We start from the raw sequence: 20,127 nt of genomic DNA, 5'->3' as shown, positions 1-20,127 counted from the left end.
GCAGTGAGCAGCATGCGAGAGAACGCGGCTGCGAGGAAAATAAGGAGTTCGAAGGTTCGCGGAAGACACCAAGCCTGGGCGTTGTCGAACTGACAAGTAGGGATCAGGCGGCCTTTTCGAGTGCCGGCCGCCCGAAAGCGGGATCATTCCATGCCAAGCGCGGCCATGTAGGTCTGAAGGATGGATTCTTCCTCAAGACGCTCGTTGGCGTCCTTTTTGCGCAGCCTAATGATCGTCTTCATCGCCTTGGTGTCGTAACCCCGGCCTTTCGCTTCCCCGAACACGTCCTTGATGTCGTCGGCGATCGTCTGCTTTTCTTCTTCCAGCCGCTCGATGCGCTCGATGAACTGGCGGAGTTCTGCCGCCGCTACGTTGACCGCGCCGGTTGTGGCCACTTCTTCCATGTGTCGTATCCTCTCTTGCGGCCGTGAGGCCTGAATTCGATGGGCCGTTGACCTGCCGCGAATGGAGCGCGAGGTCAAGTCGTCTCGATGGAAGTGGCCCTATTCCTTCGGCTTGTTCTGCTCAAAAGCGGCTTTTTGCACAGCGGAAGCCTCCGTCTGATGCAGGTTTTTCCAGTCTTCGTAGGGCATGCCGTAGACCATTTCGCGCGATTCGTCCTTGGTTACCGGCAGGCCCGCTTCTTCGGCCGCCTCGCGATACCAGTTGGACAAGCAGTTGCGGCAGAAACCGGCGAGGTTCATCAGGTCGATGTTCTGAACGTCGCTGCGCTCGCGCAGATGCGCGACAAGGCGACGGAAGGCCGCTGCCTCCAGTTCGGTCTGCTGTTGGCTGGTGAGCTCGGTCATCTCTGGTCTCCTCATATTTCCGGCATGGCATCGCCTGAAGCGGCTCGCCTATCAAGCTTCATCGTATGGACCGGTGCGCGACGGATAGCGCTTGTATTCATGCAGCGCCGGGTCGTCGTTGATCGCCGAAAAGATCGGCGCCAGCCGCTCGGCCCACTCGTTTATGCCGGCCTCGTCGCTGATTAGATCCTGGCGGACTTCCAGCAGCGCATGCGGAATGCCCTTGACCATGCAGTGGCGGTACATGGTGTCGTTCCGAAGCGCTCCGTCATAGGGTTCGTTGTCGCCTATAACGAGATTGGTGTCGGCGCCGAGCTTTGCAAGAAGCGGCAGAACGGCGCGTTCGTCACTGTCCCAGAGTACGCTTGCATGCCAGGGGCGCGGGATGCCTTTCCAAGCCGGGGTGAAGGAATGCAGCGACAGCACCAGCGGCGCCTTGCCCGTCGCCTCCGCGACCGATGCGATCGTCTCGTCAACGGCGCGGTGATAGGGTCGATGGAAGGCTTCGATGCGGTAATTCCACTCTTCCTCGGTGATCGGATGGTTGCCCGGGATGATCGCCCCGTCGGAAATTTTCATGATGAGGGTCGGGTCGTCTTCGCCGCGGTTCGGATCGATCAGCAGGCGGGAAAAGCCGCCAAGCACCGAGGGGACATCAAGCCGCGCCGAAAGCTTTCGGCAAAGGCCCTCGATGCCGATGTCATAGGCGATATGCCGTGAAAAGGCGGTTTCCGGCAGGCCGAGCCGCCCATAGCGTTCGGGCAGGTGCCGCATCGCGTGATCGCCGAGGATGACCATGCCTTTGTCACGATTGCCGGATAGGATTTCAAAAGATGTGAAGTCATTCATGTGGATTGTCGATTACCGCATTTTCAGCCCGTTGTTTGATTGCATGCGCGGGCGGAAGGTGCAAGGCTCGGTCTCTTGATCGGTAAGGTGCGGGCCCGGAAGGGGCTGCCACCATCCCGTGAAGAAAATATAATCGATTAGAGTTGCGTTGACATTCGTTGGATGGCAGCGCAAGAAGACGCAACAACGAATAACCGGGAGCCCATTGGAAGCCGTGTCCAGCCAAGTCGCGCCAAGTTTCGTTACGCGGTCAGGGCCGCTTGCCCGATTCGCATTTTTCATCCTTGCCGCCGCCGCGCCGTTTTTCCTCATGCCAAATGCAGCCCATGCCGATTTCCGCGTCTGCAACGGTACGCAGAATCTCGTGGGTGTAGCGATCGGCTATCGTGCGAAGGAAGGCTGGGTGACCGAAGGATGGTGGCAGGTTCCGGCCACCACTTGCGCGACTTTGATCGAAGGACCGCTTCAGTCCCGCTACTATTACCTCTACGCAGAAGACGCAGCTCGTGGCGGCCGCTGGACGGGCGATATCGAAATGTGCGTGGCGGAAAATGAATTCAAAATCCCAGGCGTGAAAGATTGCTACGCGCGCGGTTACCAGAAAATGGGATTCAAGGAATACGACACGGGGCGTCAGGCGAGTTGGATGGTTCAGCTCTCCGATACCCCGGGCAGCCAAGAAAGCCAGAATTGATGAAACGCAACCGAAAAGTCAAAATCCTAGCGACGCTCGGCCCGGCTTCCTCCGACGAGGAGATGATCCAGAAGCTGCATGAGGCCGGTGCCGACCTCTTCCGCATCAACATGAGCCATGCCAGTCATGACCTGATGCGCACGCTCATTCAGCGCATCCGCGCCGTCGAGGCGCGCTGTGGTCGTCCGATCGGCATTCTCGCCGACTTGCAGGGTCCCAAGCTGCGCGTCGGTAAGTTTGCCCAGGGCAAGGTCGATCTCAAGCCCGGCCAGACCTTCACGCTCGACAACAACGATGCGCCCGGCGACGATACCCGTGTGTTCCTGCCGCATCCGGAAATCCTGGAGTCGGTTCAACCCGGTCATCGGCTGCTGATCGACGACGGTAAGCTCGCGCTTCGCGCTGAAAAGTGCGATGGCAAGAGCATTGTCACGACCGTCATTTCCGGCACCAAGATTTCCGACCGCAAGGGCGTCAGCCTGCCGGATACACTGCTGGGCGTTGGCGCACTGACCGACAAGGATCGCACCGACCTTGATGCGGTGCTTGCCACCAACGAAGTCGACTGGGTGGCGCTTTCCTTCATCCAGCGTCCGGAAGACCTGTCGGAAGTCCGCAAGATTTCGCGCGGCCGCGTCGGTCTGATGTCGAAGATCGAGAAGCCGCAGGCCGTCGAGCGCATCGAGGAAATCATCGAGCTTTCCGACGCGCTGATGGTCGCCCGCGGCGATCTTGGCGTCGAAATGCCGCTCGAAGCGGTTCCCGGCATCCAGAAGCAGTTGATCCGCGCCTGCCGCCGTTCCGGTAAGCCGGTCGTCGTCGCCACGCAGATGCTGGAATCGATGATCTCGTCGCCGGTTCCGACCCGTGCCGAAGTCTCCGACGTCGCCACCGCCGTTTTCGAAGGCGCCGACGCCGTCATGCTGTCGGCCGAATCCGCTTCGGGCGACTATCCGGTCGAGGCCGTGTCGACAATGGCTTCGATCGCCAGCACCATCGAGCGCGAGCCGCACTATCCAGGCATCATCTACGCCCAGCGCGCGCAGCCGGAAGCAACCGGCGCCGACGCCATCTCGCTTGCCGCCCGTCAGATCGCCGAGACGCTGAAGCTTGCCGCCATCGTCTGCTACACCTCGTCGGGCACCACCGGCCTGCGCGCTTCGCGCGAGCGCCCGCAAGTGCCAATCCTGGCGCTGTCGCCGATCATCCAGACGGCCCGCCGTCTGTCGGTTGTCTGGGGCATGCACTGCGTCGTCACCCATGATGCGACAGACCTTGACGACATGGTCAACAATGCCTGCCGCATCGTCGCCGAAGAAGGCTTCGGCAAGCCTGGCGACCGCGTCATCATCTCGGCCGGTGTGCCGCTCGGCACTCCCGGCGCGACCAACATGCTGCGTATCGCCTATATCGGCTCCGACGGCCAATCGGGCGTGTAACCGCCGGATTTCACGAATATCAAAGCCCGCTGCCTGAGAAGGCGGCGGGCTTTTCTGCGCCATCGGGCCGCTACAGCCACGGTGCAAACCCCAGTCTTGAATGCCCCGATCTCTATAGCGAGACCAGCAGTGAAAAAGGCTGCCCAAACGCACCTTTATCTGAGATAATCGCGCGGGGAGGATTGCGTCTGCGGCTATTCGGCCGCGAGAACGATCTCGAAATCGATATCCATTGAAGCATTTGATCCTGCCCCATCGGCAGCGACGAGCCTGCTGTCGGCAAGCATCCAGCGAACATTTTCGTTGTTCAGCAAACGCGAGCCAGGAGCACTTCACATGGTCACGTGGAAACCCGATCCAAGCTTTTATCCGTCACCGCGCATGGCCATGAAGGCCGCGCCTGAGACGCTTGCCTATGTCGTCGCCTTCGATCCGACGCGAGCGGTTCCCGACGAGCTCGCGGTCGTCGATGTGGATCCGAGGTCAACCTCTTACGGTCAGATCGTTACATCCGTCGCGATGCCCAACGTCGGCGACGAGTTGCATCATTTTGGCTGGAATGCATGCTCATCCTGCCTTTGCCCGAATGCGCCGCATCCGCATGCGGAGCGCCGCTATCTGGTGGTGCCGGGACTGAGATCCTCGCGCATCCACATCATCGATACCAAGCCCGACGGCCGCAAACCATCGATAGTCAAGGTCATTGAGCCCGGCGAAGTCGCCGAACGGGCCGGGTATTCCAGGCCCCACACCATCCACTGCGGACCGGAAGGGATCTATGTCGCGGCCCTTGGTAACGCCGAGGGTAAGGGACCGGGCGGCGTATTCCTCATGGATCACGAGACGTTCGAGGTGCGCGGCCAGTGGGAAATGGATCGCGGACCGCAACAGCTTTCCTATGACGTCTGGTGGCACCTTGGTCACGATACGCTCGTCACCAGCGAGTGGGGCACGCCGGATACCTTCGAAAACGGCCTGATCCCGGACATCCTGCTCGGCGCGAAATATGGCCGCCGCCTGCATTTCTGGGATCTGCACAAGCGCAAGCATCTGCAGACAATCGATTTCGGAGACAAGTATCAACTCGTATTCGAACTCAGACCCGCGCATGACCCGACCAAGGCCTATGGCTTCGTCAACTGCGTCCTCAGCCTCGAGGACCTCTCCTCCTCGATATGGGTCTGGCATCGCGACGGTGCGAAGTGGGCGGTGACAAAGGTGATCGACATTCCCGCTGAGCCCGCCGATCCGGAGCAGTTGCCGCCGATGCTCAAGGGTTTCCAGGCCGTGCCGCCGCTCGTCACCGACATCGATCTTTCGATGGATGACAGATTTCTCTACGTCTCCTGCTGGGGAACCGGAGACCTGCATCAGTACGATGTGTCCGATCCGTTCAAGCCCAGGCTTACAGGCAAGGTCCGGATCGGCGGCATCATTTCGCGCGCTTCACACCCCGCGAAAAATGGCGCGCTGAATGGCGGCCCGCAGATGGTCGAGATCAGCCGCGACGGTCGCCGCGTCTATTTCACCAACTCGCTTTATGGCGCGATCGACGAGCAGTTCTATCCCGAAGGCCTTTCCGGCTGGATGGTGAAGCTGGACGCGGGAGAGGACGGTGGCATTGCCTTCGACGAGAAATTCTTCGTCGAATGGCCGAAGTCGCATCGCCCGCATCAGGTCCGCTTGCAAGGTGGCGATTGCTCGTCGGATTCCTATTGTTATCCGTGAGGGAAGGTCAGCCGGACGAGGCGCCGCATGAACGAACTCTGGCCTTGGGTGCTGCTGGCGGGACTGGGAGCCTTTCATGGACTCAACCCCGCGATGGGATGGCTGTTTGCCGTGGCCCTTGGCGTTCACCGGCAGAGTTCCGCCGCAGTGGTCAAGGCGGTGCCGGCTATTGCCCTTGGCCATGCCGTGTCCATCGCACTGGTGGCGGGAGCCGTGGTTGCGGTCGGTCTGTTCGTGGATGAGGGCGTTGTGCGCATGGTCACCGGGGCGGGCCTCGTCGCGTGGGCTTTCTGGCATTATTTCTACGGACACCGGCATCGCGTTCGCGTCGGCATGCGCACCGGGCTTGCTGGCCTCGTGCTCTGGTCGTTCCTGATGGCGACGGCTCATGGTGCGGGGCTCATGCTCCTGCCCGCCCTGATGCCGCTCTGTCTTGCGGCGTCGCCATTGCATGACGTCGGCGGGGATGCATCCGCGGCGATGACGATCGCGGCGGTCGGTGTCCATACATTTGCGATGTTGGCGGTCACAAGCCTCGTTGCCCTTGCGGTCTATCGCTGGGTCGGGCTCGAAATATTGCGCAGCGCCTGGATCAATGTGGATCTCCTATGGACGCTGGTTCTGCTTGGCACTGGTACCGTGCTGCTGATCTTGTAGCGGAGGCGAGCTTGATTGGTCGGTGCACTGGTAGCCAGGGATGCGGAGCTGGGGAATAGTCTCCGGCAATGAGGTCGAGGAGAGTGCGGGACCCCCCTCTGTCACTTTCGTGACATCTCCCCCACAAGGGGGGAGATTGGTAACTTGCGGCAAATCTTTCGCTTCAAGCTGTCATCGAGTCTGCGGAGACTGAGGCTGATTGTTGCAACGGGGAAGGGCAGCGCACTCCCAACGATCTCCCCCCTTGTGGGGGAGATGTCACGAAGTGACAGAGGGGGGTATCAGAGGTGCGGCATATTCGATGTTTATGGCGAGCAGGCGAGCGAGCACAGGGATACCAACAGCACATGCTTGCCAAGCACCGCGGTGCATGCAAGTTTCCGGCAACCATGAGGAGGAAATCATGCACACTGCCACGCTGCTTGCTTTTGCCACCGTCTCCTTCATTGGCATCGCGACGCCGGGGCCGACTGTGCTGCTGGCGCTGACCAACGGCTCGCGCTTTGGTGTCCGCCGTGCACTCGCCGGGATGATCGGCGCCGTGCTGTCGGACTTCGTGCTGATCGGCGCGGTCGCCATCGGGCTGGGCGCGTTGCTGGCGGCTTCCGAATTCTGGTTCTCCGTGCTGAAATGGGCGGGCGCCGCCTATCTCGCCTTTCTCGGCATCATGATGCTGCGATCGAAGGGAACGATCGACGGCATGCTCAAAGCCAATGCCGAGCAGGGGAAAGGCACGCTGCTGTCCATCGGGATGAAAAGCTTCATGGTGGCGGTGACCAATCCGAAGGGCTATCTGTTCTTCTCGGCCTTCTTGCCGCAGTTCATCGATCCCGCTGCGCCGCAGATGCCGCAATATGCCGTCCTCGCACTGGTCTTCGCCTTGCTCGATTTCACGATCATGTTCGGCTATGCCGCCTTCGGCTCGCAAGCCGCACGTTTCCTGAAGACGGAAGGCACGAAATGGCTCGAACGCGCCTGCGGCGGCGCGCTCCTGGCTTTGGCCGGTTCGCTGGCGCTTTATCGTCGCGCGGCGAGTTGAAGGTTAGAGCACTTCCAGGAAAAGTGCGAAGCGGTTTTCCGTCCGGAATGCGTAAAAACAAAGGGATAGAGCGGGAAAGCGATTCCGTTAAACGCTGGACCGCTCTAGTGGCGGCGCAGCGCCGTCTCGAAGACATCCGTATCGACATTGCCGCCTGAGGTGACCGCAATGACCGTGTCGCCGTCGATCTCCTTGCCATGAAAGAGGGCCGCCGCCAGCGCCACGGCGCCGCCGGGCTCGACGACGATCTTGAGGCGGGTGAAGGCAAGCGCCATGGCATCCAGCGCTTCTTCGTCGGTCACGACAAGGCCGGGACCGCAGAGGCGCTTCAGGATTGGAAAGGTGATGTTGCCAGGCTGCGGCGTGATGATGGCGTCGCAGATCGAGCCCTGCAGGGCAGCGTTGCGTTCAATCTTGCCGGAGGCGAGTGAGCGGGTGGTGTCGTCGAAATCCTTGGGTTCGCAGGGACGGACCTTGAAGCCGGGGGCACGGGCCTCCAGCGCCAGCGCAATCCCCGAAGTCAGGCCGCCGCCGCCGCAGGGCACGAGCACGGTTGCGGCATCGATGTCCTCTTCGGCCGCCTGTTCGGCGATTTCCAGCCCGGTCGTTCCCTGACCGGCGATCACCAGCGGCTCGTCGAAAGGCTTGATCAGCGTCAGGCCGCGCTCCTCGGAAAGTCGCGCGCCGATCGCGTCGCGGTCCTCGTTGATGCGGTCGTAAAGCACGACTTCGGCGCCGAAGGCGCGGGTATTGGCGATCTTCAGCTTCGGCGCATCCGTCGGCATGACGATGACGGCCGGCACGCCGTGCAGTCGTGCGGCGAGCGCCACGCCCTGTGCGTGATTTCCGGAGGAAAAGGCGATGACGCCCCTGGCGCGCACGGAAGGCTCCAGCGCGGAAACCGCCGACCAGCCGCCGCGAAATTTGAAGGAGCCGGAATGCTGCAGGCATTCCGCTTTCACGAACAGCCGCCGCCCGGCGATCTCATCGAGGAAAGGAGAGGAGAGCAGGGGCGTGCGCCGGGCGCGGCCGTCGAGGCGGTCGCGAGCGGCTTCAATCATTGCAATATCGACCATGGAGGGAACACTCTTCTGCTGCGGAAAGACTGTTCAATCCATAAAACGCCGCGTTGATCTTTAAAACAACGACTTTGTCCCGGTGACACTTCAACCGGCATCCGACAAGGAAAGGTGGCCGACATCGTAGGCCTGGACGCCCGGCCTCAAAACGTCTTTCGGCAAGTCGGCAAGCAGACGGAAACGCACCCGTGTCCAACTGGTCGGTTCGAAGGCAGCGACGGAGGCAAGCGCTTCGCCGCGCGCTACCTCGCCGGCCGATTCATCGCTTTCACGCTGTTGAATCTCGGCAAGCGGCGCATAGGGCTCGGTTTGAACGATCTCGCGGATGGCAAACCGGGCATTGCGAATATCGGGCGAGATGTCGGCGCGCCAGACGACCCAGGTCTTCACATGCGGCCAGCCGAAACTCTGCGTCACCCCGGCAAAGCCCGGACCGCAGATGAAGTTGCTCAAGCCCTCGTCCTTCTCCCAGACATAGAAGGGCGCATAGAGATTCTCGCGACTTCCCGTCCTGGCATCGCCTTTCCTCGCGGAGAGATAGGACTTGAATTTCAGACCCGGAAAATTGTCGAGCATAGGCCCTTTGTCGCGGATGCGGCGGTCGATGATCGCCATGTCATAGTCATCCGGCAGGGTGAAGCTGTATTGCATGGCGATCATGGTCTATCCTCCAGCCAGGTCACGGCGGCGCCGTTCTGTTGAGCCTGGATGCTGATATAGGCGAAAGTGCTGTCCGGCGTTGCGCCGTGTCGGTGGCGCTCGCCGGGTGCAAAGGTGATACAGTCGCCGGCGCGCAGTTCCTCGGCCGGTTCGTTGTCTTGCTGCGCAAGGCCGACACCCGACAAAACATAGAGGATCTGGCCGTGCGGATGTGTATGCCAGCGGGTCATGGTGCCGGGCTCGAGCGTGCAGCGCATGGCTGTGAGCCCACCATCCTTGTCGCCCTCAACCAGCATTTCCACCCAGAAGTGCGCATTGGCGATGCCCTCCAGCGAACGCTGGATGGCGGTGCCGGCGCGGTGGATCGGACGCGGCTGTTGAATGCTTGTCCGGTTCATCGTCAGGCCTGTTCGATCATCTGCGCGATGCCGTCTGCGAAAGACCAGTCCTCGCGCGTCGTGGTGATGATATTGATCATGACATCTTCGGGCCGCAGACCCGGCGCATCGGCAAGCAACGTGACGAGCCGGCGATAGAAAGCCTTCTTGACCTCCGTCGTGCGCGGCTTGCCGATGGTGATCTGGAAGAAGACATAGTCGTCCGAGCGCGGGCCGCCGAGATAGGTGCGGTCGAAGATCAGTTCGTTCGGCTCCAACTGATGAATCTCCTGGAAGCGATCAGTGGGCGGCACGTCGAAGGTCTCGACCATGGCGCGGTGGAAATTATCCGAAAGCGCCTGCAGATATTCCGGCGACTTGCCGCGGAGAAGGGAAATGCGGGTGAATGGCATCGTGTGCTCCTGTCATTATGTCTACTTGACGAGCACACCATGCCACGGGATAATCATTCAAAAAATCAGATAATATTGGACCAATGGTCCCAAAAATATGGATGGTTGATCATGCGGAAAGTTGTCTTCGACCTCGATATCTTGCGCAGCTTCGTCACGGGCATGGAGCTTGGCAGCTTCGCCAAGGCGGCCGAGCGGCTCGGGCGTTCGACATCCGCGATCAGTGCGCAGCTCAAGAAACTGGAGGAACAGGCGGGCACGCCAATCTTCCGCAAGGCCGGGCGTGGGCTGGCGCTGACGGAAGCCGGCGAGACGATGCTCGCCTATGCGCGGCGGTTGCTGGATCTGAACGACGAGGCGGCGACTGCGATCCATGGTGCGGATCTGGAGGGCTGGGTTCGGCTCGGGCTGCAGGAGGATTTCGGCGAGACGCTGCTGCCGGAGGTACTCGGTCGGTTTGCCCGGGCGCATCCGAAGGTGCGGATCGAGGCGCGCGTGGTACGAAATGCCGAGCTGATCGAGCGCGTGACATCCGGTAAGCTCGATCTGGCGCTAGCCTGGAGCGACGGTTTTCGCACGGCCCATACCGATCGGATCGCCGAAGTGCCGATGTGCTGGGTCGGGCCGGCGCATGGTGTCAGCAATTGGCATGCCGACAGCGGCGAGCCTCTGCCGCTCGCGTCACTCGAAGCGCCCTGCCTGCTGCGGTCGATCGCGACCAGGGTGCTGGACCATGCCGGCATCGGCTGGCGCATTTCCTTCGTCAGCCCCAGCCTTGGCGGGCTCTGGGCTGCGACGGCGGCAGGATTGGGCGTGACGGTGCGCACGCCGCTGGGTCTGCCGGACAAGGTGCGGCTTATGGCGTCCGGTGAAGCCGGTCTTCCGCCGCTGCCGAAGCTCGATCTCGTACTGCATCGGGCCGATGCGGAAGCGAGCCCGGCGACGGAGCGACTAGCTTCGATCATGCTGCAAGCGGTGCGGCAAACGGTGGACGCGACGCCGCAAGGGCGGGTGTTTGTCGATGCGCCGAACTACGAACTCGTGACTGCCTGAGCGGCAGCGGCTTCGGTCTGCAGCGCAGTCTTCAGGCGGGCGAGGCGGGCTTCCGCCTCCAAAGCGAATGCCTGCAGATCGCGCGACTGGCCGGCAAGGTGCTCCATCGCCGCGATGGCGACATCGGTCGCGACGTAATCCGGCTTATGGCCGAGATGACGGATGGTGACGAGCTCGGCGCCGGCAATGTCGCGTGCCAGACCGCGTGAATGCAGCTCTTCCATGACGATATCGTCGCTGTCGCCGGTGATGATGACGGTTGGCGCCGTGATCTCGCGGTAGCGCGGTGCTTGCGCCGAAACATAGGCGAAGAGATTGGCAACATCGGCTGCGTTATTGATAAAAGCTCGTGGCCGTAGCACCAGCTCCGGTGCGGTCTTTGCGATGTAATCGACGGGCCGCTCGTTGGGTCTGAAGACGCCGAGCGTGCCGCTTTCGACACGGCGCAGGCCGATCGGCATCACCAGCAGATGGGCGAAGAGCCAGCCGAAGACCGGCATGGCGGCAAGCGTATAGTACCAGTCGATGCCTCCTGGCCACGGGTGGGTTGCCGGTGCGAGGAAGAGCAGCCCGATCGTCTTGTCCGGATGACGCATGCCAAAGGCTGCGGCGATGGCGCCGCCGAAGGAGTGGCCGACGATGATGGCACTCTTGATGCCGCGCCTCTCCATCAATCTGGCGATCGCGTCAGCCTGGCCGGAGGGCAGGGCGTTTTCCGGGCCGCCACGCTCGGAGTAGCCATGGCCGGGCCGATCGACGAACAGCATTTCCGCCCGGCCGGCGAGCGGGCCGGCAAAGGCTTCGAACTGGTCGCGCAGATTGCCGCTGGCACCATGGATGAAGATCAGCGGCGGCAGATCGGCGGTCGCCGGCCGCGGCAGATGCAGGGCGTTCATGCGGAACTCGCCGATATCGGTCAGCTCGCCGATATTGGGATAGGCCTGCTCGATCGCGCGTGTCTTATAGGCCGAAAAGCCGGCGGCAATGGCAAGGAGCAGAATAGGAGCGCAAAGTAGAATATCGATCATTGCGGTATGAAGCAGATAATGGGGACTATCGGCCTATCCGACTGTCACGACCTCTCGTCCGTAGGGATGCCCATGTTAAGAAATCCTAAACTATTCCGCTTTCACGCGGAATCACCCTTAAGCGAATAAACTGCTTTAGGTGCGGCTGCCGGCAATTTTTTCGGAGAGGGTATTAAACTGCTCTTGGGCGGCGCGATTTGCCGGATAGATTTCAAGGAAGCGTTGCCAGGCCTTCAACGTCAGCTCGTCATTGCCGGTTTCGCTCAAGATCGCAGCGAGGCCAGCCAGCGCACCGAAGTGGCGCGGTTCTATCCGCAGCACCTGATTGATGTCTTCCATCGATTTGCGATAGTCACCGATGGCGTAATTGAGCGTCGCGCGGCGGTTCCAGCCCTCGGCATAGTCCGGCTTCAGCGAGATCACCTGGTCGAGGAAATCCATGGCAGCGGCATTGCGCTTTTCCTGGATGGCTTTGTCGGCCCATTGCATCAGGAGATTGATGGTCGCGCTGCCAGAATCGCTCCACTCCATGCGAATCTGGTCGGCGATGAGGCTCGCCTGATCGGGATTGCGCTGGCGCTTCAAAGCTGTGAAGAGATTGTCGATCTGCTGCTTCGAGGACAGGGTGCCGGACGCAGCGTTCGGGTCTTTCTTCTCGACGATGTTCGAATCATCCGCCATGGCGAAATGCGGGGTGGCGGCGGTCAGGGCGAGGAGAATCGGCAATGCCAGATATGACGAAGCAAAAATGCGCATGGCGGGCATAGTAGCCCGCCAATGTCGAAGATCAAAATAATTTTGATGTGATCATCTCAAGCGACCGCGAACGGTCCGCCCGGCCCATGGCCGGACGCCACGCAAAATCAGCCCTGACGAGCCTTGTAGCGCGGGTTCAGCTTGTTGATGATGTAAATGCGGCCCTTGCGGCGGACCAGACGGTTGTCACGGTGACGCGCCTTGAGCGACTTGAGCGAATTCTTGATCTTCATTTTTCTGATCCGCGATGTTTGAGGGGGAATGTCACATTCGCCCGGTATCTTTAACAATCAAAAGCGCGCTCAGGGCGCGCTCTTTAGGGTGGGCAGCAAATACCCTGTCGCCTCAGCCCTGTCAACCACGTCAGAGGTTTTTTCCCTGCGCTGTTAGCGACGAAGCTGTGTAATATGGCCCATCTTGCGGCCGGGACGCGACTTTGTCTTGCCGTAGAGATGCACCAGCACGTCGTCTTGGCTCAGCCAATCGGGTACCGAAAGGATATCGTCGCCGATCAGATTCTGCATCAAGCAGTCGGAGTGGCGTACCGGATTGCCGAGCGGCAGGCCGGCGACGGCGCGGATATGCTGCTCGAATTGCGAGACGACGCAGGCGGCTTCCGTCCAGTGCCCGGAATTGTGAACGCGCGGCGCCATTTCATTGGCAATCAGACTGCCGTCGGCGAGGACGAAGAATTCGATGCCGATGACGCCGACATAGCCGAGCGCGGCCAGAATCTTTTCGGCCGCCACGCGTGTTGCGGCCGCCGTCTTGGCGGAGATGCTGGCGGGGAGGGTGGATGTGTGGAGAATGCCGTTGCGGTGGATATTTTCCGCCGGATCGTAACAGGCAACGGTACCATCCAGGCCGCGAGCGGCAATGATGGAAATCTCCCGTTCGAACGCCACGAAGCTTTCGAGAATGAGCGGTACGCCGCCGAGCGCGGCATAGCCGCCTTCAGCGCTGTCGGCGGACGAGCGATAGACGCGCTGGCCTTTGCCGTCGTAGCCGAGACGCCGAGTCTTGAGCACGCCTTGGCCGCCGAAATCGGCAAGCGCCGTTTCGAGATCGGCCTGGCTGTCGATGGCGTGGAAGCGGGCGGTCGGAATGCCGCAGTCGTTGATGAAACGCTTTTCGGTCAGCCTGTCCTGCGCCATCTCCAGCGCCTTCGGCGGCGGGTAGACGGCAATATCCTTGCCGAGCCTTTCCGCGGCGGCGACGGGGACGTTTTCGAATTCATAGGTGACGACATCGCAACGCTCTGCCAGTTCGGCGAGAGCGGCCGGATCGTCATAGGCAGCCGTGATCTGGTCGTTCGCCACCTGCGCGGCGGGGCAAGCGGCTTCCGGCTCCAGGATGATCGTGCGGAAGTTCAGACGAGCCGCCGCCATGGCCAGCATGCGGCCGAGCTGGCCGCCGCCGATGATGCCGATCGTTTTCGCACTCATAGGTCATCCATCGGATATTCGGCAACTGCAGCGCTTTGGCGGGCACGCCATTCGTCCAGCCGCTCGGCAATATCCTCGTCACCGAGCGCCAGGACGGCGGCGGCAAGAAGGGCGGCATTGATCGCGCCGGCCTTGCCGATCGCCAATGTGCCGACGGGAATGCCTGCCGGCATCTGCACGATGGAAAGAAGACTGTCCTGGCCGGAAAGGGCGCGTGATTGCACCGGCACGCCGAAGACCGGAAGCGGCGTCATCGATGCGGCCATGCCTGGAAGATGGGCGGCGCCGCCGGCCCCGGCGATAATGACCTTGAAGCCTTCGTCGCGGGCGCCCTTGGCGAAGCTCACCAGCCGGTCCGGCGTGCGATGTGCGGAGATGATGCGCGCGTCATAGGTGATTTCCAGCGCCTCCAGCGTATCTGCGGCGTTCTTCATGGTTTCCCAGTCGGACTGGCTGCCCATGATGATGGCGACGGGCGGTCTTTCTGTCATCATCGTCGCGTCTGCTCCTCAGGCGATAATATCGGGAATGATCTGGTCTTCCAGCTTGGTGAGCTTGTCCTTGATGACAAGCTTCTTCTTTTTCATGCGCTGAATGCGAAGCGCGTCGCAGCCCGTCTGGATCATGGCGTCGATTGCGGCGTCGTAATCCTCATGTTCCTGGCGCAGCCGCGCCACGATCAGCCTGATTTCCGCCTGTTCCTGATCGGCCATTCCTATTTCCCCAATGCCCTGCGGACTCGTGCTCGTTCCGCCTCGTGAATTCCGCAAGCTCCTATCACCAAATGACGGTAACGGGAAGTTATCCTTCATCACGAATTTGCCGCTCATAAGCCACGTTTTGGCCTTCGACAAGGGTTCAATATTATGGCACAGTAGTAGGGTTGACACCTAGAGCTTTGGCGATGGATGGCCAAGGTTCGTAAGAGGAAGGAAGGGTCATATGACTGTTCAAGCTCATCTTGAATCGCTCGAAAAGAAACATGTCGCTCTCGAGGAGGAGCTACATTCTGCACTGACATCTCCCTCTATCAATGATACCGAAATAGCCGACATCAAGCGCAGAAAGCTGCGCCTCAAAGACGAAATCCAACGTCTGCGATCGTCAGTTCACTGACACAACGTCTTCCAGAGGACCGAGGCCGCCGATCGTGGCAAGGAAGACGGGCGGGCCGATAGGCCCTGAAACAATTCCCTTGTAAGAGACGGTGACTACTCCCAGTCGATACGGAATGCGCCAACTTCAAAACGTGAAGAGTGGGAGTTGGCGCAACTTTCCTGAGAATATCTAAGAAAATTGCCGCAGAGCGCGCAAGAGAGCCTGTCTTAGGCCCAGAACTGATCCAGCCACAAATTGAGCTTGTCGAAACCGCGGCTGTTGACCGCGTAGATGCGTTTCGTCCCTTCAGTGGTGACGGAGACGAGATTGCTGTCGAGCAGCGCCTTGAGATGCTGCGACACGGCGGGCCGGCTGATCGGCAGGCCCTGCGCCAGTTCGTTGACCGTTTTAGGTGCGCGCCGCAGCTCCTCCAGCAGGTGGCGCCGGTTCGGATCCGCGATGGCTGCGAAGGGGTCCATGGTCGACATGGGCCGAAAGCTACGTCAAACGCCTAAGAGCGGCAAGCTAATTGTGCGCTGCATGATGCATCGTGTTCGTCGCAGCCTACTTTTGTTGTCGGGGGAGCAACATATCCGAAAACTCGGACATGCTTTCGTCGGATTTCTTCTTCCAGTAGGCGGCTTGCTGTGGATCCCTGGGGACTCCTTGCCCTTGTTCGTAGAGCATACTCAGCCAGAATGCGGAGAGTGGTTCGCCTTGTTCCCCGGCTTTGCGAAACAATTCGGCCGCCTTGGTGTAATCCTGAGGTACGCCGCGGCCTGCGAGATACATCTCCCCAAGTGCAAATTGTCCCTTGGGATTGCCCTGTTCCGCCAGCTTTTGGAACCAGAAGGCTGCCTGAGTGTCGTCCTGCTTAATACCCCGTCCGTAAGCGTAGAGAGTGCCGACCATACCCTGAGCGGTCACATCTCCCTTTAGTGCTCTTTCATGATACAGTTTGAAGGCGGTTGCATAATCCGACTTCTGATAGGCTGTGAAGGCTTCATCTGGATCGGCGAGGGCGGCCGTACGAGCCGCGCATAACGCAATGCTCAGCGTAAGTGCGAATACTATGCGCCCTAGTTTCATGTGATTTATCATGGATGCTCCAGACAGTCGCTGATCAATCCCCTAGCTGTACTTTGGTGCTGCGGTAAATATCAACTTTAAGGTTGTTTTCACATTGGTCTTTGGTTGTGGGGCAGGCAATGCACAGATCAGCGCCTGTTTCCCCTTGTCAGCAAGTTCTAACGGATTTACTCACAAGCATCGAATGGGTGCGCCATCCCCTGATAAATGAACGCAAATATGGAAACCCGCATGACCGTACCCGAAGATCGTTGCCGTCTCGTTCTCATCGTTCCCGATATTGCCGATATAGAGGAGCAGGCGAAGGCGGTGGCCGACGCACTGAGGGGCGGGGATGTCGCGTCGGTTATCATCCCGCAATATGGCCTCGACGACAGCACCTTCCAGAAGCATGCGGAAAAGCTGGTGCCCGTGGTGCAGGCGGCGGGTGCAGCGGCGTTGATTGCCGGTGACAGCCGTGTTGCCGGCCGCGCCAAGGCCGACGGGTTGCACATTACCGGCAATCTTGCCGAATTGACCGAGGCAGTCGAGAAATTCGTACCGAAGCTGATCGTCGGCGGCGGCAACGCCACAGACAGGCACAATGCGCTGGAGATCGGCGAGCTGCGTCCCGACTACATCTTCTTCGGCAAGCTCGACGGCGACATCAAGCCGGAGGCGCACCCGAAAAACCTGGCGCTCGGCGAATGGTGGGCATCGATGATCGAGATTCCCTGCATCATCATGGGTGGCACGGATCCGAAATCGGCGCTGGAGGTGGCTTTGACGGGCGCCGAATTCGTAGCGCTGCGCAGCGCCGTTTTCGCCGATCCTTCTGCAGCGCCTTCCATCGTTGCGGAAGTGAATGCGCTTCTCGACGAAAAAGCGCCACGGTTTGAAGATTGATAGCAATCCATGTCGCTCACGCCTCGATTCAGTCACCGGTTTTTTCTTGCTGCGCTCGCCGTTGGGCTAACGGCGTTGCCGCCGCTTGCGGTGGCGCAATCGAACAATAGCGATACGTCGCTGCCCGGCATTACAACGCAGCCGGACAAGGGCGCTCGGCCGACAGACAGCGGACAATCCGACGATGCCGCGCCGCCGGATGAAGCTGCGGCGCCTGAGGATAGCGCGCCGACGCCCAGCGACAGCGTGGTGACGCGGCCATTGAATGCCGCGGTCGGCACTTTCAAGACCGAGAAGACCGCGCCCGGCGAGCCGAAGGCGGACGATGCCATCAAGCCCTCCCAAGGTGTGGGCGTCTTCGACCGTATGGGCGCGAAGCTGCCCGACCTGCCGCCGGAAAAGCCCTTCACCGGCAAGATCGACGAGGCCTACGGCGCTTTCCAACGCGGTTATTACCTGACCGCTTTTCAAAAAGCCCTGCCGCGGGCGCAGCTCGGTGATCCCGCGGCGCAGACCTTGCTTGCCGAGTTGATGTCGCAAGGCCTGGGGGTCAAGCGCGACACCAAGGATGCGGCCTTCTGGTACGGCAAGGCAGCCGAGGGTGGCGATGCGACTTCGATGTTCAAATACGCGTTGCTCCTGATGGAGGGGCGTGACCTGCCGCGCGACGAGAAGAAGGCCGACGAGTGGATGAAGAAGGCGGCCGATGCCGGCCAGGCATCCGCCGAATTCAATTGGGGGCAGACCCTGACGGCTGATAATCCCGGTATCAAGGGCCTGCAGATGGCTCTTCCCTATTATGAAAAGGCGGCGCAGCAGGGCATTGCCGATGCGCAATATGCCGTCTCTCAGCTCTATCAAAATCTGCCCGACCTGCCTGCGGAGAAGAAGGCGCAGGCGCGTGAATGGCTGTCGCGCGCCGCCAATGCGGGCTTCGACACCGCCCAGCTCGACATGGGCATTTGGCTGATCAACGGTATCGGCGGCAAGCAGGATCTGGAAAACGGTTTCAACTGGATGCGGGTTGCCGCCTATCGCGGCAACGTCGTTGCACAGAACAAGCTGGCGCATCTTTATATCAACGCGCTCGGCACGAAGCAGGATCCGGTCGCCGCGGCGACCTGGTATGTCATCTCACGCCGCGCCGGCCTCAAAGATCCCGAGCTCGAGGATTTTTACCAGGGCATCGAGGATTATCAGCAAAAGGCCGCGATCGACGCCGCCAACAAATTTCGCAGGGCGCAGTAAGACGCCAAGCGAATTCTGTTAAAACAGAGCGTCGGCGAAAAGATCTTCGTCGTCAGCCTTGGCCGGTGCCGCAACCGGTGCCACGCTGGCCTCCATGGCGATGATATCGCGATGGACATTGCGCTCCTGCGCCATAGTGTAGGTCTTGAAGATGCGGGCGCTGAGCGGCGCGATGATCTGCTCCAAATCGCTGACATCGGCCATTTCGCTGCCGGCCATGTCTTCGAGCGTATCGGCACAATTTGCCAGGATCTCGCCGAGATCGCGCTGGAAATCGAGCTTGCCGATTGACAGCATGATTTTGTTTGCCACTTCGCGGCCATGGGCCGAGAGCGTTTCCAACTCACCATCCATGATATTGGCGGCGGTGCGGATGGCGTCGACGGCGGAGATCAGCCGCTCGTCGAGCCGGTAGTCCGAGGCTTCCTGGCCGGAGGCGACGTGGCCGGCCGCAGTTTCGAGAGATGTCAGACCGGAGACGATCGCATCGGCGGATTCATCGAGCTTTGCCGCGAAGATGCGCAGCTCGGCGGTGACGACGTTGATCGAACGGCCTTCCTCGCCCATGCGGCTGCAGCGCAGATTGGTATTGAGCGCCATATAGTGGATGTCGGTCTTGACGGCGCGGATGGTCTCGATGCGGTGCAAAAGATTCGAGGCGGTGCCGAGCGTCGACTGGCTGATGCCATCGGCCTGAACGCGGGCGGTTTCCACCTGTTTTACGATGGTGTGGGCGGCAGAGACGCTCTGCTCCAGCGCGCGCAGCACATTGCCGTCGCGGTCGTTCTCGGGTTTCATGGCATCGCGCAGCTTTAGGATTTCCTGCGTGTCATGGCTGAAACTGGCGATGGTCTTGACGACGCTGCCGGACTCCCGCTGGAAATCCGAGACCATGTCGCGCATCTGCGCCGCCGTCAGATGATGGATGACATTTTCGAGCCGCTTACGGGCATCGGCATCGAGCCTGCTGCCGTCGTCGCATTCAAGAAATTCTTCGAGAAAGGCGAAGGCGCTTTGCACATGCTCGATGCGCTGGCGGGTGATGTCGCCGATCTGCAGAGCCGAAAGAGTTGTCGCGACCTTGCTTTGCACGCCGCGGGCGATGGCGCCAACCTCGGCGGCGATGACCGCGAGTTCCCTGCGGTGGGCAGCGATGGTGCGGGCATCCTTTTCGAGTGCTGCCACCACTTGCGGAACGTTGCGGTCATAGGCCCTCGCGGTTGTGGCGCCGAAGGTCATGGCGACCTTGAGGTCGCGTTCGAGCGCGCCGAGCTGCTGGGCGAAGGTGTTGACTTCGTTGGTGCCGGAGTGAATGCGCTCCAGAATCTCCTCGGCAAAACCGGCAAATTCGGCAATGCCCGCACCGGTGATTTTCACTGTGACGGCGAAGGTGCGCAGGTAACGCATGGTCTCCTGCATATCCGTGACATGCGCGTGCAGCTTGGTGCCGGCTTCGGCGAGAACGGCGAAATTCTCCTGGCGCCTGGCTTCGAGACCGGGCAGATCGGACAGGCCGCTCACCGTCTGCAACAGATCGGCGGTGGTGTCGCTGGCGCCATCACTGTCGAGGGCCTTGGTCAGCCGGTCGAGGGACGACAGGAGTTGGTTCAGGACCTCCATCACAGACAGGAGAACAGCGCCGCCGTCGAGAAAGCGTTTCTCAACCTCTGTGCGCGCCGCTTCCAGGGTGCGGCTGACATCCATGGCCCGCGGGAGTCCCCGTGGGCGATCGATGCGGCGTGCCAGAGCTGTTCCATTCTGCATGTGTGTCCCTTTACTTG

Annotated in this window: 25 protein-coding genes; 9 read left to right on the top strand and 16 right to left on the bottom strand. The window is 60.8% G+C overall.

Annotation, left to right across the window (positions count from 1 at the left end; genetic code table 11):
• Nucleotides 1–143 precede the first annotated feature (143 nt).
• The 3 genes from QDY28_RS10805 to QDY28_RS10795 all read right to left on the bottom strand — a co-directional run bounded on the left by QDY28_RS10805 (nucleotide 144) and on the right by QDY28_RS10795 (nucleotide 1,658).
• The gene (locus QDY28_RS10805; RefSeq protein WP_331381677.1) at nucleotides 144–404 is read right to left on the bottom strand and encodes a DUF2312 domain-containing protein; all 261 of its coding nucleotides are present in this window, start codon (nucleotides 402–404) and stop codon (nucleotides 144–146) included.
• 99 nt (nucleotides 405–503) lie between these two features.
• A complete protein-coding gene (locus QDY28_RS10800) occupies nucleotides 504–809 on the bottom strand; it encodes a DUF1244 domain-containing protein (RefSeq protein ID WP_331381676.1) in 306 nt (101 codons plus the stop codon).
• Nucleotides 810–860: 51 nt separating this feature from the next.
• Nucleotides 861–1,658, bottom strand: a complete 798-nt coding sequence (locus tag QDY28_RS10795; protein ID WP_331381675.1) for an N-formylglutamate amidohydrolase — start codon at nucleotides 1,656–1,658, stop codon at nucleotides 861–863.
• A gap of 205 nt (nucleotides 1,659–1,863) precedes the next feature.
• On the opposite strand from QDY28_RS10795, the gene QDY28_RS10790 reads away from it, so the two are divergent.
• From QDY28_RS10790 to QDY28_RS10770, 5 genes are all read left to right on the top strand, one after another.
• Nucleotides 1,864–2,352: a DUF1036 domain-containing protein gene (locus QDY28_RS10790; protein WP_331381935.1), complete on the top strand. Its 489-nt coding sequence runs from the start codon at nucleotides 1,864–1,866 to the stop codon at nucleotides 2,350–2,352.
• Nucleotides 2,352–3,791 carry a pyruvate kinase gene (gene pyk, locus QDY28_RS10785; protein ID WP_331381674.1) on the top strand — a complete coding sequence of 480 codons (1,440 nt, stop codon included), beginning with the start codon at nucleotides 2,352–2,354 and terminating at the stop codon, nucleotides 3,789–3,791. Before QDY28_RS10790 ends, pyk begins: the two co-directional genes overlap by 1 nt.
• A gap of 336 nt (nucleotides 3,792–4,127) precedes the next feature.
• Nucleotides 4,128–5,519, top strand: a complete 1,392-nt coding sequence (locus QDY28_RS10780) for a selenium-binding family protein (protein WP_331381673.1) — start codon at nucleotides 4,128–4,130, stop codon at nucleotides 5,517–5,519.
• A 27-nt stretch (nucleotides 5,520–5,546) separates the two neighbouring features.
• Nucleotides 5,547–6,176 carry a hypothetical protein gene (locus tag QDY28_RS10775; protein ID WP_331381672.1) on the top strand — a complete coding sequence of 210 codons (630 nt, stop codon included), beginning with the start codon at nucleotides 5,547–5,549 and terminating at the stop codon, nucleotides 6,174–6,176.
• A 403-nt stretch (nucleotides 6,177–6,579) separates the two neighbouring features.
• Complete coding sequence (locus QDY28_RS10770) at nucleotides 6,580–7,215, top strand: LysE family translocator (protein ID WP_331381671.1); 636 nt, start codon at nucleotides 6,580–6,582, stop codon at nucleotides 7,213–7,215.
• 104 nt (nucleotides 7,216–7,319) lie between these two features.
• On the opposite strand, the gene QDY28_RS10765 is transcribed toward QDY28_RS10770, so the two are convergent.
• From QDY28_RS10765 to QDY28_RS10750, 4 genes are all read right to left on the bottom strand, one after another.
• On the bottom strand, nucleotides 7,320–8,291 hold the full coding sequence (locus tag QDY28_RS10765; protein ID WP_331381670.1) for a threonine ammonia-lyase: 972 nt from the start codon (nucleotides 8,289–8,291) through the stop codon (nucleotides 7,320–7,322).
• Between the two features lie 90 nt (nucleotides 8,292–8,381).
• A complete protein-coding gene (locus tag QDY28_RS10760) occupies nucleotides 8,382–8,954 on the bottom strand; it encodes a DUF4865 family protein (protein WP_331381669.1) in 573 nt (190 codons plus the stop codon).
• The gene (locus QDY28_RS10755; protein WP_331381668.1) at nucleotides 8,951–9,352 is read right to left on the bottom strand and encodes a cupin domain-containing protein; all 402 of its coding nucleotides are present in this window, start codon (nucleotides 9,350–9,352) and stop codon (nucleotides 8,951–8,953) included. Before QDY28_RS10755 ends, QDY28_RS10760 begins: the two co-directional genes overlap by 4 nt.
• A gap of 2 nt (nucleotides 9,353–9,354) precedes the next feature.
• A complete protein-coding gene (locus QDY28_RS10750) occupies nucleotides 9,355–9,744 on the bottom strand; it encodes a tautomerase family protein (protein ID WP_331381667.1) in 390 nt (129 codons plus the stop codon).
• Nucleotides 9,745–9,855: 111 nt separating this feature from the next.
• Here QDY28_RS10750 and QDY28_RS10745 point away from each other — a divergent pair, with 111 nt between their 5' ends.
• Nucleotides 9,856–10,797, top strand: coding sequence for a LysR substrate-binding domain-containing protein (locus QDY28_RS10745; protein WP_331381666.1), 942 nt, complete (start codon nucleotides 9,856–9,858; stop codon nucleotides 10,795–10,797).
• Here QDY28_RS10745 and QDY28_RS10740 read toward each other — a convergent pair.
• From QDY28_RS10740 to QDY28_RS10715, 6 genes are all read right to left on the bottom strand, one after another.
• The gene (locus QDY28_RS10740; RefSeq protein WP_331381665.1) at nucleotides 10,776–11,825 is read right to left on the bottom strand and encodes an alpha/beta fold hydrolase; all 1,050 of its coding nucleotides are present in this window, start codon (nucleotides 11,823–11,825) and stop codon (nucleotides 10,776–10,778) included. The two genes, QDY28_RS10745 and QDY28_RS10740, sit on opposite strands and share 22 nt — an antisense overlap.
• 135 nt (nucleotides 11,826–11,960) lie before the next feature.
• On the bottom strand, nucleotides 11,961–12,590 hold the full coding sequence (locus QDY28_RS10735) for a hypothetical protein (protein WP_331381664.1): 630 nt from the start codon (nucleotides 12,588–12,590) through the stop codon (nucleotides 11,961–11,963).
• Between the two features lie 98 nt (nucleotides 12,591–12,688).
• Complete coding sequence (gene ykgO, locus QDY28_RS10730) at nucleotides 12,689–12,814, bottom strand: type B 50S ribosomal protein L36 (protein WP_003582204.1); 126 nt, start codon at nucleotides 12,812–12,814, stop codon at nucleotides 12,689–12,691.
• 153 nt (nucleotides 12,815–12,967) lie between these two features.
• Nucleotides 12,968–14,026, bottom strand: coding sequence for a 5-(carboxyamino)imidazole ribonucleotide synthase (locus QDY28_RS10725; protein WP_331381663.1), 1,059 nt, complete (start codon nucleotides 14,024–14,026; stop codon nucleotides 12,968–12,970).
• Complete coding sequence (purE, locus tag QDY28_RS10720) at nucleotides 14,023–14,517, bottom strand: 5-(carboxyamino)imidazole ribonucleotide mutase (protein ID WP_028752912.1); 495 nt, start codon at nucleotides 14,515–14,517, stop codon at nucleotides 14,023–14,025. Before purE ends, QDY28_RS10725 begins: the two co-directional genes overlap by 4 nt.
• An 18-nt stretch (nucleotides 14,518–14,535) precedes the next feature.
• On the bottom strand, nucleotides 14,536–14,739 hold the full coding sequence (locus QDY28_RS10715; RefSeq protein ID WP_028752913.1) for a YdcH family protein: 204 nt from the start codon (nucleotides 14,737–14,739) through the stop codon (nucleotides 14,536–14,538).
• A 229-nt stretch (nucleotides 14,740–14,968) separates the two neighbouring features.
• Between QDY28_RS10715 and QDY28_RS10710 the strand changes: the two genes are divergently transcribed.
• The gene (locus tag QDY28_RS10710; RefSeq protein WP_081670329.1) at nucleotides 14,969–15,142 is read left to right on the top strand and encodes a YdcH family protein; all 174 of its coding nucleotides are present in this window, start codon (nucleotides 14,969–14,971) and stop codon (nucleotides 15,140–15,142) included.
• A gap of 209 nt (nucleotides 15,143–15,351) precedes the next feature.
• Here QDY28_RS10710 and QDY28_RS10705 read toward each other — a convergent pair whose 3' ends face one another.
• Nucleotides 15,352–15,612 (bottom strand): ArsR/SmtB family transcription factor, encoded by a 261-nt coding sequence (locus QDY28_RS10705; protein ID WP_331381662.1) that lies wholly within the window; start codon nucleotides 15,610–15,612, stop codon nucleotides 15,352–15,354.
• Nucleotides 15,613–15,688: 76 nt separating this feature from the next.
• A complete protein-coding gene (locus QDY28_RS10700) occupies nucleotides 15,689–16,213 on the bottom strand; it encodes a tetratricopeptide repeat protein (RefSeq protein WP_331381661.1) in 525 nt (174 codons plus the stop codon).
• 231 nt (nucleotides 16,214–16,444) lie between these two features.
• Between QDY28_RS10700 and QDY28_RS10695 the strand changes: the two genes are divergently transcribed.
• Complete coding sequence (locus QDY28_RS10695) at nucleotides 16,445–17,098, top strand: thiamine phosphate synthase (protein WP_331381660.1); 654 nt, start codon at nucleotides 16,445–16,447, stop codon at nucleotides 17,096–17,098.
• A gap of 9 nt (nucleotides 17,099–17,107) precedes the next feature.
• Nucleotides 17,108–18,346: a tetratricopeptide repeat protein gene (locus QDY28_RS10690; protein WP_331381659.1), complete on the top strand. Its 1,239-nt coding sequence runs from the start codon at nucleotides 17,108–17,110 to the stop codon at nucleotides 18,344–18,346.
• Between the two features lie 18 nt (nucleotides 18,347–18,364).
• On the opposite strand, the gene QDY28_RS10685 is transcribed toward QDY28_RS10690, so the two are convergent.
• Complete coding sequence (locus QDY28_RS10685; RefSeq protein WP_331381934.1) at nucleotides 18,365–20,050, bottom strand: chemotaxis protein; 1,686 nt, start codon at nucleotides 20,048–20,050, stop codon at nucleotides 18,365–18,367.
• Nucleotides 20,051–20,127: the final 77 nt, after the last annotated feature.

The sequence above is a fragment of the Rhizobium sp. BR 362 genome (genome assembly GCF_036528765.1).
GTDB lineage: Bacteria > Pseudomonadota > Alphaproteobacteria > Rhizobiales > Rhizobiaceae > Rhizobium.
The sequence above is the reverse complement of the archived record's forward strand: the minus strand, read 5'-3'. Positions and strand labels throughout refer to the sequence as shown.